At 39.0% G+C, this 13461-nt stretch carries 16 protein-coding genes and 1 pseudogene; 14 read left to right on the top strand and 3 right to left on the bottom strand.

Going from position 1 to position 13461, the window contains the following annotated elements; all coding sequences use genetic code 11:
* The first annotated feature begins 9 nt into the window (after positions 1-9).
* From KTR06_RS18105 to KTR06_RS18140, 8 genes and pseudogenes are all read left to right on the top strand, one after another.
* Positions 10-2241, top strand: a complete 2232-nt coding sequence (locus KTR06_RS18105; protein WP_217290677.1) for an NAD(P)-dependent oxidoreductase — start codon at positions 10-12, stop codon at positions 2239-2241.
* A complete protein-coding gene (locus KTR06_RS18110; RefSeq protein WP_217290678.1) occupies positions 2241-2786 on the top strand; it encodes a putative colanic acid biosynthesis acetyltransferase in 546 nt (181 codons plus the stop codon). Before KTR06_RS18105 ends, KTR06_RS18110 begins: the two co-directional genes overlap by 1 nt.
* Positions 2783-3802 (top strand): acyltransferase, encoded by a 1020-nt coding sequence (locus KTR06_RS18115; protein ID WP_217290679.1) that lies wholly within the window; start codon positions 2783-2785, stop codon positions 3800-3802. The genes KTR06_RS18110 and KTR06_RS18115 overlap by 4 nt, the downstream gene beginning before the upstream one ends.
* Entirely contained in the window at positions 3799-4698 is a 900-nt protein-coding gene (locus tag KTR06_RS18120) for a glycosyltransferase family 2 protein (RefSeq protein WP_217290680.1), read from the top strand. Before KTR06_RS18115 ends, KTR06_RS18120 begins: the two co-directional genes overlap by 4 nt.
* A 42-nt stretch (positions 4699-4740) precedes the next feature.
* Entirely contained in the window at positions 4741-5496 is a 756-nt protein-coding gene (locus tag KTR06_RS18125; RefSeq protein ID WP_217290681.1) for a glycosyltransferase family 2 protein, read from the top strand.
* Positions 5497-5849: 353 nt separating this feature from the next.
* Positions 5850-5957, top strand: a pseudogene (locus KTR06_RS18130) (nucleotidyltransferase family protein); the annotation flags it as partial.
* Positions 5958-6033: 76 nt separating this feature from the next.
* A complete protein-coding gene (locus tag KTR06_RS18135; RefSeq protein WP_117809555.1) occupies positions 6034-6327 on the top strand; it encodes a nucleotidyltransferase family protein in 294 nt (97 codons plus the stop codon).
* 27 nt (positions 6328-6354) lie between these two features.
* On the top strand, positions 6355-6720 hold the full coding sequence (locus KTR06_RS18140) for a DUF86 domain-containing protein (RefSeq protein WP_217290682.1): 366 nt from the start codon (positions 6355-6357) through the stop codon (positions 6718-6720).
* Positions 6721-6749: 29 nt separating this feature from the next.
* Here KTR06_RS18140 and KTR06_RS18145 read toward each other — a convergent pair whose 3' ends face one another.
* From KTR06_RS18145 to KTR06_RS18155, 3 genes are read right to left on the bottom strand one after another with little or no spacing between them, the layout of a single operon-like run.
* Positions 6750-7007, bottom strand: coding sequence for a hypothetical protein (locus tag KTR06_RS18145; RefSeq protein WP_015531639.1), 258 nt, complete (start codon positions 7005-7007; stop codon positions 6750-6752).
* 3 nt (positions 7008-7010) lie between these two features.
* Positions 7011-7373 (bottom strand): phage holin family protein, encoded by a 363-nt coding sequence (locus tag KTR06_RS18150; protein ID WP_004313233.1) that lies wholly within the window; start codon positions 7371-7373, stop codon positions 7011-7013.
* A gap of 32 nt (positions 7374-7405) precedes the next feature.
* The gene (locus tag KTR06_RS18155; RefSeq protein ID WP_004297513.1) at positions 7406-7615 is read right to left on the bottom strand and encodes a YtxH domain-containing protein; all 210 of its coding nucleotides are present in this window, start codon (positions 7613-7615) and stop codon (positions 7406-7408) included.
* A 200-nt stretch (positions 7616-7815) separates the two neighbouring features.
* Here KTR06_RS18155 and KTR06_RS18160 point away from each other — a divergent pair, with 200 nt between their 5' ends.
* The 6 genes from KTR06_RS18160 to cysD all read left to right on the top strand — a co-directional run bounded on the left by KTR06_RS18160 (position 7816) and on the right by cysD (position 13449).
* Positions 7816-8586 (top strand): SDR family oxidoreductase, encoded by a 771-nt coding sequence (locus tag KTR06_RS18160; RefSeq protein WP_004313234.1) that lies wholly within the window; start codon positions 7816-7818, stop codon positions 8584-8586.
* Between the two features lie 115 nt (positions 8587-8701).
* Positions 8702-9196, top strand: a complete 495-nt coding sequence (locus KTR06_RS18165) for an SPOR domain-containing protein (protein ID WP_004313235.1) — start codon at positions 8702-8704, stop codon at positions 9194-9196.
* A 251-nt stretch (positions 9197-9447) separates the two neighbouring features.
* A complete protein-coding gene (gene cysQ, locus KTR06_RS18170; RefSeq protein ID WP_195436403.1) occupies positions 9448-10272 on the top strand; it encodes a 3'(2'),5'-bisphosphate nucleotidase CysQ in 825 nt (274 codons plus the stop codon).
* A gap of 11 nt (positions 10273-10283) precedes the next feature.
* The gene (locus KTR06_RS18175; RefSeq protein ID WP_055235434.1) at positions 10284-11837 is read left to right on the top strand and encodes an SLC13 family permease; all 1554 of its coding nucleotides are present in this window, start codon (positions 10284-10286) and stop codon (positions 11835-11837) included.
* 15 nt (positions 11838-11852) lie between these two features.
* Positions 11853-12461 carry an adenylyl-sulfate kinase gene (cysC, locus tag KTR06_RS18180; protein WP_217290683.1) on the top strand — a complete coding sequence of 203 codons (609 nt, stop codon included), beginning with the start codon at positions 11853-11855 and terminating at the stop codon, positions 12459-12461.
* A 76-nt stretch (positions 12462-12537) separates the two neighbouring features.
* Positions 12538-13449 carry a sulfate adenylyltransferase subunit CysD gene (gene cysD / locus KTR06_RS18185; RefSeq protein ID WP_181981116.1) on the top strand — a complete coding sequence of 304 codons (912 nt, stop codon included), beginning with the start codon at positions 12538-12540 and terminating at the stop codon, positions 13447-13449.
* Positions 13450-13461: the final 12 nt, after the last annotated feature.

Genomic DNA, 13461 nt, shown 5'->3' on the forward strand with positions numbered 1-13461 from the left:
ATGTGCTTAATGGAAAAGAAAATTTTAATTTGTGGTCATCGTTCATTTGTGGCAACTGGACTAATAAATAAGTTCAAAACTGCGGGGATTGATTTTGATTGTTTTTCTCGTGGAAAAGAAGAACGAAATGGAAATGTTGTAACGGGAGATGTATTTTTGATGCATCAGAATTCAGAACTTTCTGAAAATTACGATACTGTTGTTAATTATATATTATTGAAGGGAAAGAGTGTTGAGGAGAATATTCAATATTGTCAATCTCTCCTACAATTTTGTAAAGATAAACATGTAAAGCATCTTATTCAGATTTCTTCTATTAGTGTCTATCCCAATGAATCCTTAGAGGTGGATGAAACATCTGCTATCGAAGAAGATTATCACAATAAAGGTGGCTATGCAAGTATTAAAGTGGCAGTTGATCATTACTTAATGGAACATCCAATAGGAGGGTTACATGTGTCTTTCGTAAGACCAGGCTATATCTATACCAAGAATCAAGATATCAGTAAAGCTGGAATTCTGGTTTCAAAGTTTGGCTTAAATATCTTATTGGGAGATAAAAGAACAACTTTACCTCTTATTTGTCGAGAGAAAATTCATGAAGCATTACTTCGTATCATTCAAACTGATAAGAAAGAATCAGTTTATCTTTTATTGAATAAAGATAAGGAAGAGGGTACAAAATACAATTTTGTAACTCGGCAATGGAATGTCAAACCTATTTGCTTGCCTTATTTTTTCTTAATGATAATTGCTAAAGGCTTGAAATCTATAGGAATAGCAAAACAACATCACTATTTAAAGGTTGTTGGGTTATTTAAACGAACTTGGTTTAATTCTGCTAAAACAGAGCAGGTTTTAAACCTTGATTTGGGCAAAAGGAAGATAGCGGTAATTGGCGCAGGTACCTATGGTAGTTATACGTCAGACTTACTAGCCAGCGTTTATCCGCATGAGGATATTACTCTCATTGACGTTGGAGATTCACACTTAAAGACCGAATCAGAGATGGGTTATATTTCACATGTCGTGAATGCGCCTTACGAAGGTTTGCAAAAAGCACGTTTCTTTGGCTATGGAGGAGCTTCTGCTAAATGGGGCGGTCAATTGCTGACTTTTACAGAAAATGATTTTGCTAATCCAACAGAGTTCATGAAAGGAATAGTAGCTCTTGATATAAAATACAAAGATCGGGTTTTGGCAAAATTTGGTTTGGAAAATAAAATCCCGGAGGTTAGATTAGAACATAACCTGTTCACCAAGACAGGAATATGGTTGAGCTATTTTCATCGAAATCTTTTTACGCATTTTAGGATTGCAAAGAATAAGAAGATTAAACTATTAAGTAATTCTCGTGTAATTAAATTCCTGAATGAAGGAAAACTGATTACCGGAATTGAATTAATTCAGCATGGACAACACAAGACGCTTTCTTTTGATCAGTACTTTTTAACGTCAGGAGCATTTGAAAGTAGTCGTCTTCTAGTAGAATCTGGATTGTCAAAAGAAAAAGGAACAATGACTTTTTCCGATCATCTTTCTCAACGTGCTTTTAAGGTGAAGAGCGGTCCTCAAATGGGAGACCAAGATTTTACTTTCCATGTTCAAGGTGCTTCTTTGGTTACAAAACGATTTGTTGGTGAAGTTGATGGCTACTCTTTTTATTCTCAGCCCATCTGTAATGAGGACTTCCCATTCTTTAGAGATTTAAAGAAACTATTGTTTGGGCATAAGTTTCGTGCCGGATTGTTGATGAACATTATTAAGAATATTCCTTCTTGTGTTGCTTTTGCATGGAACATGATAATTCTTAAAAGAATGTATATCTACAAGAATGAGTTTTATCTCCAAATAGATATAGAGGCTCCACGAGAATCAGGTAAGATGAGTATGAACAATGAAAAAGATGCATTTGGTGAACGTAGTGTCGATGTTGACTTGACTATCATGCCTAAAACTGGAGAGTTGTTTACCAAAGCACGAGCTTGTGTGAAGTCTTACTTGGATAAAAATGGAGTTGTTTATGAAGAACTGCCTTTTAGTACTTCTGCAGAAAAATATGAAGATGTATATCATCCTTTTGGAATGTTCTGTGATTTTAATAGTGTAGAGGATTATTTTCAACGCTTTGAAAATATGTTGGTGGTAAACACAGGAGTACTTCCTCGTGCCGGCGGTATAAACTCAACTTGCGCGGTTTTACCTTTAGTGGAAGAATATGTAAATAATGTAATGGAATAATGGGCTTTCAATCATCAAATATTGGAAAGGTATCTTTAACCAATAAAATGCTGCGGACTCTTTGGTATATTGTAAGATTCCTTCTATTCCGTCCATTTGGAACTAAATTATTTTTGCCTTGGCGATTGTTCTTATTAAAGCTGTTTGGGGCAAAAGTGCATTGGGATTCGGGGGTATATAGCAGTACTGTTATCTGGGCACCTTGGAATTTAAGACTTGGGCATAATGCTTGGTTGGGACCCCATGTGATTTGCTACAATCAAGCTCTGGTTACATTAGAAGATGATGTGACGGTTTCTCAATACAGCTATTTATGTACTGCGGGCCATGAACTCTCTTGTAGAAACAGCAACCAAGGAGGACTGATTGTTGCTCCCATAACTTTGCATAAAGCCTCATGGATTGGGACTCGCGCATTCATTAGTATGGGAGTTGAGATCGGTGAAAATGCAGTAGTTGGAGCAACAGCCTCCGTCTATAAAGATGTTGGTCCCGATATGGTAGTTGGTGGTAATCCTGCAAAAATTATAAAAAGGAGATTATGAGCAAGGAAAAAATTGTTGGCGTGGAGTTTATTAGACTCTGTGCCACCATAGGAGTAATCATGAATCATGTAGGTGTTTGTTGGATTTCTGCATATGGAGATACTGCGAATGCTAACGGGTTGGTATTGTTTAAAACAATTAATGGTTTGGCTTTTTGGCCTGTGCCGCTCTTTATGATGATCACAGGATTCCTGCTCCTTTCGAGACAACCTATTGATTATAACAAAGCATTTTGTTATTTCAAACGAATTGCTATACTCTTGGCTTTATTCGGAACATTATTTGCATCTATGGAATTGTTCTTTAAAACCAAATCGTTGACTTTAGATTTGTTTGTTAACTCGTTTGTTGATATGATTCAAGGAAAAACTTGGAATCATCTTTGGTATTTGTATATGTTGTTAGGAATATATTTAATACTTCCAATATTTAGTTGGAAAAATACCTCTCCCCATCCCAAGCAGTTGTTGATTTTACTCCTGATAATATTCTTTTTCACATCCATACTGCCATGTGTAAAACAAGATATTGGTATCGTCTTTCCACTTTCATCAGTTTATGTTGGCTATTTACTACTTGGCTATTTTTTATCAATAGAAGAAGTGAAAGATTGGTGTTCTTGTTATTTGAAAGATGAATATTGCGTTTTTATAATATTATTTCTATTTGCCCTGGTTGTAATAGAATACGTATTTGATATACAATTTCGCTTTTCTGGCTACACATCGCCATTCACTGTAATGCAGGTTACCTTGATGTTCATAATGGCGATGAGACAGAGAAAATTGATTGATAAAATTTGTTGTAATCCTCTTGTGAAAAATTTTAATAGATGCTCATTGGGTATCTATATAATTCATATGGTTTGGATTAATTTGATTATTAAAGTGTTACATGTTAATATCATGGGGCTTAATATTCTTATGATATTGATGGTATCGCTAGCTATTGTAATACTTTCTTGGATGTCAGTAAATGTTTTGATCAGAGTTCCCATTTTAAAGAAATATTTATGAAACAATCGATTGCAGCTGTCATTCTGACCAAGAATGAAGAAAAGCATATTGTTCGCTGTTTGAAATCGTTAAAAGGAATTTGTGATGACATAGTTGTCGTAGATTGTTTTAGTGACGACAGAACGACGGAACTAGCTAAAGAACATGGTGCAAGGGTAATCCAGCATGAGTGGAAAAATTACGCCACACAGTTTAATTACGGTGTTTATGAATGTGGTATTACTGCAGATTGGATATGGCGAATAGATGCAGATGAGTTCCTAGAAGGTGAACTCGGCACAGCTGTAAAAGAAGCCGTTAGTAAATGCTCCGACCAAGTCAATGGTGTTTATGTGCGTAAACGCATTGACTTTATGGGCCATCCATTGCTCCATGGTGGCTGGTATCCTAGCTATCATTTGAAAATCTTTCGTAGAGGGCATGGAGAGTGCGAAAACAGATGGATGGATGAACACATTCGTCTAACTGATGGAACATCCATTACCGTAAATATGGGCAATCAAGTGGATGCTAATCTTAATAATTTGACATGGTGGACAGATAAACATAACGGATATGCAACTCGTGAAATGGCTGATATGCTGATGACAGAGTATGCCATGGATGCCAAAGCGCAGGAAGTAGTACCTAAATTTTTCGGAACGGAGGAGCAACGCAAACGTTGGCTAAAAATAAAATACATTAAGTCACCTCTTTTCATACGACCTTTTGTCAACTTTACTATCCGTTATATTTTGAAAGGCGGGTTTCTTGATGGAAAAGAAGGTTTCATTTGGCACATCTTACAAGGTTTTTGGTACAGAATGCTGGTAGATGCAAAGGTGTATGAATTGAAGAAGCAATGTGGGTGGAATGAAGAAATGATAAAGACATATTTGAAAGAGAAATTCCTATGATCTTTTAATATGTGTAAGGTCTTTGATGTATAATAAAATTTTATGAAAGTATCTATAATAACGTCGTGCTTTAATCGTGCGGCGACGATTCGTGGTGCCATAGAGAGTGTTTTGGCGCAGGATTATAATAACATAGAGTTTATTGTTGTAGATGGGGCGAGTACAGATGGTTCGTTAGAGATTATTAGAGAATATGAAGGTCGTATCTCAACTATTATCTCGGAGCCCGATCATGGAATGTATGAAGCCATCAATAAGGGAATTCGTTTGGCTACAGGTGATGTAATTGGATTACTACATTCGGATGATTTCTTCTATGATAATGGGGTCATAAGCCGCATTGTGGAACACATGAAGACTACTCGAGCAGATTTTCTGTATGGTGATGGACTTTTTGTGAATCCTGATAATACAGACAAGGTGATACGTAACTGGATTGGCGGTGATTATCGTTTATGGAAGGTACGTCATGGCTGGCTTCCATTACATCCTACTTGTTATATTCGCCGCGAGGTAATGATGAGACTAGGTCTTTATAACGAAAGTTATAAGATTGCTGCGGATAGTGAACTGTTGGTGCGTTATCTGATGACGGGCGGACTTTCTGTTACTTATTTGAAAGAGTATGTTGTACGTATGCGCATGGGAGGGCTTTCTACCGATAGTGCTAAGCGTAAGAAAATGTGGGGAGAAGACATTAGAGTGTACTCCTCTCACGGTCTATGGCCTACTCTGACTAAATTAGAGAAGATGGCATGGAAAGTACCACAGTTTGTGTTGGCATTATTGAAAGGATAATGGCAATTAAATGAGATTGGTTGCTGATTTGTGCAGAGCAACTAGCTATTTTCTAAAAATAGCTCCTGAAGATTATTAGCTTATAATATAACGATACATGTAGGTCCCTAATTTCATGCTACACACATGAATCCCCTACATTTTGCAGGTTGGGAAAAATACAGCGGTATATTCCTGATCTGTCCCCCTCATATTAGCAAAATGCTGATATGTATTCTAAATATATCAACTGTCTGTGAAGATCGTTGATATATTGTTTTTTAATAGTATGCTTGTTGATTAAAAATAATATTCAGATTTCTAGTTTTGTATTATAGAAAGGATTAGGATATTTATCCTTGCTTCGTGAGTATATGCGAAAGAATTCTGCTAAATATGGTATTTCTTGCATGGGGATATTTGGCTCCGTTACTCGTGGTGAACAACGTGAGGGTAGTGATGTCGATACTTGTGTTGAAATTTTCATTCTTAAATGTGGATAAATGAAATTTTATTTGTTTCTTTGCAATGAAAGCTTTATAATTTATCAGGTAGTGTATGATGGATACAGTAGAAATAGTGAAAATCTTAAAGAAGTTTAAGGCTGAATCTGCTCATAAATATGGGATTAAATCTCTTGGTATTTTCGGCTCATTCGCGCGTTGTCAGCAAAATGAAGCGAGTGACTTGGATATATTTGTCATGCTACAGGAATCTGATTATTTTATTTTGGAGAAAATAAAAGAGGAACTAGAACATCTGATACATTTCAAAGTTGATGTCGTTAATTTTAGAGATTCATTACGTGAGTCTTTTAAACAAAATATTTTGCGAGATGCGATCTATATCTAAAGCTTTAGTTATTGAATATCTGGAATTATGATTGATAAATCAAATCTGGTAATAGAACGTAATAAATCAATAGTAAACGTTCATGACTTTTTGATTTCTCCTGAAAGAATGGAGAAATTTGATGCTGCTTGTATGCTTATTCAAGTGATAGGTGAAACGGCTAAAAAAATAGATGATTGGACGTCATCCAATTTATTCTGTAATTATCCAGATGTTTATTGGAGAGGAGTGTTTGGATGTAGAAATATTATTTCCCATGAATATGGTAATGTTGATTCGGAACAGATTTTTATAATTATAAAAAAGTATTTACCGGAATTAATACTTTGTACGGTTAATATTGTAAAAGATGTGCAAGAGGGAAAACATGACTTATTGTTCCATGAGAAATGAAAATGCCCCAAATGACTGTGACATCTTTCCTATCTCAAATTCCTAAAATACGCCCGCACTTTCCGCATAATCTTGATTCCCATCACTACGCCATCAAATACAGCCATACCGGTATTGAACGAACGCATGATTGCATCTGCTTTATTGGTTGCCGGAGCAAGCGGGGCGAATATTTCGCGTGTAGTAGCTGTCATGGCCTTTTTTTGAGCATGGATCTCATTTAAAAGCTTCTTTTTACGTTCGGCAATCTCTTCTAATGTAAATTTCTGCGGGGTCTGCGCATTCATAATTTATTTATTTGAATCAGTTAAAAATAAATTAGCGAGGAAGTTCACCATCGGAGAAATGATGAGCTGCTTGCGGAAAATAATAACCAGGGCGATGAGAACAACATTGATGCCTGCAATGATGGCGAAACTCGACATCAGGCCGCCCACTAAAGGCTCCAATATATAAGCAAGAGCAAAAAGCAGATAAAACAGGGCCACCATGCCAAGGATAATAAGTATTAATATCATAATTAACGTGGAAAAAAGTATGGTTAACTTCTCCGTCAATTCTAATTTGGTATATTCTTTTTGAAGCTCCAGATATTTCTTGAACTCGAAAAACAACTGCTGAAAATTCTCAATACTTTTATCGTCTGCAAACATGGTCGCTCTGTTTTTAGTCTTTGATTACTCACTTATTCTGCTATTTCTCCTTTCATCTCCGCAGCAATCTCATCAACGAGAGTTTCCATTTCGCTGCGATTCAGCTTGATTCCCTTTTTACGAAGAATCTCTGCGATTTTGTGACGGGTGTCTTCTCCTTTTTCAGGAGCAAATAAAATACCAAGGGCTGCGCCTACGGCTGCACCACCCAGAAAAGCTGCTAAAACATTCAATCCTTTCATAATGTATAATGTTTAAAATGATTATGATACAACAAATATAACATTTTTATGGAAAGGTTGTTCGTGAAAACTGAAATTTTTTGCTACGTTTTATAATTCTTTTTTTCTTTTATGGTTTAATCTTATTTAACTGACTTTCGTAGCTAACCTTTGAAGGTTAAGGCGTACTTTTGTTTTCGAATATTGTAAATCAAAACATAATGGAAGCTAAGATTGTTTTTATAACCGGTGCCAGTAGCGGAATTGGCGAAGGTTGTGCCCGTAAATTTGCGAAGGAGGGATGGAATCTGATTCTGAATGCCCGTACCGTTTCGAAACTGGAAGAACTGAAAGCTGAACTGGAAGCGACGCATGGTGTACGGGTTTATATATTGCCCTTTGATGTGCGCGACCGGAAGCTGGCTGCCGCCTCTTTGGAATCATTGCCTGAAGAATGGAAGGCGATTGATGTGTTGGTGAACAACGCCGGACTGGTGATCGGTGTGGATAAGGAATTCGAGGGTAACCTGGATGAATGGGATATCATGATCGATACGAATATAAGAGGACTGCTGGCAATGACGCGTTTGGTGGTTCCCGGTATGGTAGAACGCGGACGCGGGCATATTATTAATATCGGATCTATTGCCGGTGATGCCGCTTATCCGGGTGGGAGTGTGTATTGCGCAACGAAAGCTGCCGTGAAGGCTCTTTCGGACGGGCTCCGGATCGATTTGGTGGATACTCCGTTGAGAGTGACGAACATCAAACCGGGAATGGTGGAGACAAACTTTACAGTGGTGCGTTACCGGGGAGATAAGGAAGCTGCCGATAATTTTTATAAAGGGATTCGTCCGTTGACGGGAGATGACATTGCGGAAACAGTTTATTTTGCCGCGTCGGCTCCTGCGCATATTCAGATTGCGGAGGTGCTTTTGATGCCTACTTATCAGGCAACGGGTACTATTTCGTATAAGAAAAAGCCGGAATAGATGTTTTTTTGACGGATTTCTTTGCCGGATGATAAAATTTCTATTATTTTGTTGCCCGAAACTAAATGTAATAGACGAAAATATTGAATTATTAATTAAAACAGAGTATAGGATTATGAAAAAATTAGTCGTATTAGGAATGGGAGTATGCTTGGTGCTAGCATTTGCATCTTGTAAATCCAGCGAAAGTGCCTATAAGAAAGCTTACGAAAAAGCGAAACAGCAAGAATTGGCAGAACCGCAGGTGGAAGCTCCGGTAGAAGTAACTCCGGTGGTTGCAGCTCCTGTGACAACTACTAAAGTAGCAGATACATCCGGCGTTCGTCAGGAAAAGGTTACAGTGGTTTCCGGCAACGAAGGGTTGAAAGATTATAGCATCGTAGCAGGTAGCTTTGGTGTGAAAGCGAATGCTGAAGGCCTGAAAGATTGGTTGGATGGACAAGGATATCACTCTACGATTGCATTTAATGCTGACAAGGCAATGTATCGCGTTATCGTGAATTCATTTGCTGATAAGGCTGCTGCTGCTGAAGCTCGCGACGCATTCAAGGCTAAATATCCGAACCGTTCGGATTTCCAGGGCGCTTGGTTGCTGTATCGCGTATATTGATTTCTTTTTGGTAATATATATTGGAAAGAACGAACGTTTTTTTCCGAATAAGAAGGCGGTAACTGGGAAGTTACTGCTTTTTTATTGAAAATGAGTGACTTCTTCGTTTAGATATTTTTATCTTTCTACTAAAAGAAGTTATAAATGATAGGAGGGAAACTTTTATAGCAAAGAAAGTTTTTACTTTTGTCAATTCTTAATTTGGAGAATGTATTGCCTGAATGTGAATAGGGCATTAATTTAGAGATTGAATGGAACAAAAATATGTAATGGCTGCTATCGACGCGGCTTTAAAAGCAGGTGAAAAGATTCTTTCTATTTATAATGATCCGGCATCGGACTTTGAAATAGAGAGGAAGGCCGATAACTCTCCGCTAACTATAGCAGACAGAAAAGCGCATGAAGCAATTGTGGCTATTCTGAATGATACTCCTTTTCCTGTTCTTAGTGAAGAAGGGAAGCATTTAGGGTATGAGACTCGACGTGAGTGGGATACTTTATGGATTGTAGATCCGCTGGATGGAACGAAGGAGTTTATCAAGCGTAATGGAGAATTTACGGTAAATATCGCTTTGGTGCAGAACTCTGTGCCTGTGTTCGGTGTTATTTATGTGCCTGTGAAAAAAGAACTTTATTTCGGGATTGAAGGTGCAGGAGCTTATAAATGTTCTGGTATTGTCAGTTTGGAAGGTGACGGCGTGGCATTGGAAGAACTGATCGGAAAATCAGAACGGTTACCTTTGAAGGAAGTGCACGATCATCTGATTGTGGTTGCTTCACGTTCGCACCTGTCGCCTGAAACAGAATCATATATTGCAGATTTAAAGAAGAAACACGGCAGTGTGGAGTTGATTTCGAGTGGAAGTTCTATTAAAATCTGTCTGGTTGCTGAAGGAAAGGCTGATGTATATCCGCGTTTCGCTCCGACGATGGAGTGGGATACGGCTGCAGGGCATGCGATAGCCCGTGCCGCAGGGATGGAAGTATATCAGGCTGGAAAGGAAGAACCTCTACGATATAACAAGGAGGATTTATTGAATCCGTGGTTTGTTGTTGAGCCAAAAAGAGAACACTAAATAATGTTTATATGACATTTGAAATTGTATTTGTACTATTATCCCTATTAGGAATGGTAGCGGCTTTGGTAGCAGACAAGATGCGTCCGGGCATGATACTTTTTTCGGTAGTGGTTTTGTTTCTGTGTGCCGGCATTCTGACTCCTAAGGAGATGCTGGAAGGGTTTAGTAATAAAGGGATGATTACCGTTGCTCTGCTGTTTTTGGTGAGTGAAGGTATTCGTCAGTCGGGTACACTGGGACAAGTGATTAAGAAGTTGCTTCCGCAGGGAAAGACAACGGTGTTTAAAGCACAGTTGCGTATCTTGCCTTCGGTGGCTTTTATTTCTGCCTTTCTGAATAATACGCCTGTCGTGGTTATTTTTGCCCCGATTATCAAGCATTGGGCTAAATCGGTGAATCTCCCGGCTACGAAGTTCCTGATTCCTCTTTCTTATGTGACTATTTTGGGAGGTATCTGTACGTTGATCGGTACTTCTACTAACCTGGTGGTGCACGGAATGATATTGGAGGCCGGATTTGAGGGCTTTTCTATGTTCGAACTCGGAAAGGTGGGAATATTCATCGCTATTGCCGGAATTATTTATATATTTCTTTTTTCCAAGCGCCTTTTGCCGGATGCGCGTCCAGATACGGCTGTGCCGGATGAAGAAGTAGAGGAAGGGGAGAAGTTGCATCGGGTAGAGGCGGTTTTGGGTGCCCGTTTTCCCGGTATCAATAAAAAACTGAAGGATTTTAATTTCCAACGTCATTACGGTGCGGAGGTAAAAGAGATTAAAACACGTAACGGACAACGTTTTGTGTCGAATCTGGAGGATGTGGTGCTTCATGAAGGAGATACGCTGGTGGTGATGGCTGATGATACATTTATTCCGACATGGGGTGAATCTTCTGTGTTTGTCTTGTTGACGAACGGAAATGAACCGGATACTACCGGAAAGAAAAAGCGGTGGTTTGCTTTGCTGTTATTGGTTCTGATGATTGTCGGCGCAACGGTAGGTGAACTTCCGGTAACAAAGGAGATGTTTCCGGATATCAAGCTGGATATGTTTTTCTTTGTGTCTATCACTACTATTATTATGGCATGGACAAATCTGTTCCCTGCCCGTAAATACACTAAATATATTTCGTGGGATATATTGATTACGATTGCCTGTGCGTTTGCTATCAGTAAGGCAATGGTGAATTCCGGCGTGGCAGATAGCGTTGCGAAGTTTATTATCGGATTGAGTGATGATTATGGTCCGCACGTGTTGCTCGCGATGTTGTTTATCATTACGAATCTGTTTACGGAACTGATAACGAATAATGCTGCGGCTGCCTTGGCTTTCCCGTTGGCATTGTCGATTGCTTCACAATTGGGAGTAAGCCCGACGCCCTTCTTTGTGGTGATTTGTATGGCTGCATCTGCCAGCTTCTCAACGCCTATCGGTTATCAAACGAATCTGATTGTGCAAGGTATCGGTAACTATAAGTTTACGGATTTTGTACGTATCGGTTTGCCGCTTAATATTATAACTTTCTTAATATCTATTATCCTGATCCCATTGATCTGGAACTTTTAATAAATAAATCTGTAAATGGAAGAAAAGAACCATATATATCCGATATTTGACCGCATGATGACGCGGCAGGATAAAGAAGAACTTTTAGGGCAACACAGTGTGATGATTTGGTTTACCGGATTGAGCGGTTCCGGAAAGAGCACGATTGCTATTGCATTGGAACGTGAACTCCATAAGCGCGGATTGCTTTGCCGTATCTTGGATGGGGATAATATCCGTAGTGGAATTAATAATAACCTGGGATTCTCCGAAACGGACCGGGTGGAAAATATTCGTCGTATAGCTGAAGTGTCTAAGCTGTTTCTGGATAGTGGCATCATTACGATTGCTGCATTTATCAGCCCTAATAATGATATTCGCGAAATGGCTGCGAATATTATCGGTAAGGATGATTTTATGGAAGTTTTCGTTAGCACTCCGTTGGAGGAGTGTGAGAAACGTGATGTGAAAGGCTTATATGCGAAGGCACGGAAAGGGGAGATTCAGAATTTTACAGGAATTTCCGCACCATTCGAAGTTCCGGAACATCCGGCTTTGTCACTGGATACTTCCAAATTGACTTTGGAGGAATCGGTGAACCGTTTGTTGGAGCTTGTTTTGCCAAAAGTGAAGAGTATAAAATGAAGAATGACGAATGAGGGATGAAGAATTAGTATGCGGTTATCAGCAAATTCATAATTCGTAATTCATAATTTTAAAAATAATGGAAGAATATAAATTAAGCCACTTGAAGGAACTCGAAGCCGAGTCTATTCATATCATCCGCGAGGTGGCGGCGGAATTTGAGAATCCGGTGATGCTTTACAGTATCGGAAAGGATTCTTCGGTGATGGTACGCTTGGCTGAAAAAGCGTTTTATCCGGGTAAAGTGCCATTCCCATTGATGCACATCGACTCGAAATGGAAATTCAAGGAGATGATTCAGTTCCGTGATGAATATGCGAAGAAGTACGGATGGAATCTGATCGTGGAAAGTAATATGGAGGCTTTTCATGCAGGGGTAGGACCTTTTACGCATGGAAGTAAAGTGCATACAGACTTGATGAAGACGCAGGCATTGCTTCATGCGCTGGATAAATATAAGTTTGATGCTGCATTTGGTGGGGCCCGCCGCGATGAGGAAAAGTCACGTGCGAAGGAACGTATTTTCTCTTTCCGGGATAAATTTCATCAATGGGACCCGAAAAATCAGCGTCCTGAATTGTGGGATATTTATAATGCCCGTGTGCACAAAGGGGAAAGTATCCGTGTATTCCCGATTAGTAACTGGACAGAGTTGGATATCTGGCAGTATATTCGTCTGGAGAATATTCCGATTGTTCCGCTTTATTATGCTAAGGAACGTCCGGTGATTAATTTGGATGGTAATATTATTATGGCAGATGATGAGCGTTTGCCTGAAAAGTACCGGGATCAGATTGAAATGAAGATGGTGCGTTTCCGTACGTTGGGCTGTTGGCCTCTGACTGGGGCGGTGGAAAGCGGAGCTGCTACAATCGAAGAGATTGTGGAAGAAATGATGACTACCACCAAGAGTGAACGTACTACCCGTGTGATTGACTTTGACCAGGAGGGTAGTATGGAACAAAAGAAACGTGAAGGATACTTTTAATTGTAACTAGTA

The sequence above is a fragment of the Bacteroides sp. MSK.20.12 genome (assembly GCF_019052435.1).
Classification (GTDB): Bacteria; Bacteroidota; Bacteroidia; order Bacteroidales; family Bacteroidaceae; genus Bacteroides; species Bacteroides xylanisolvens.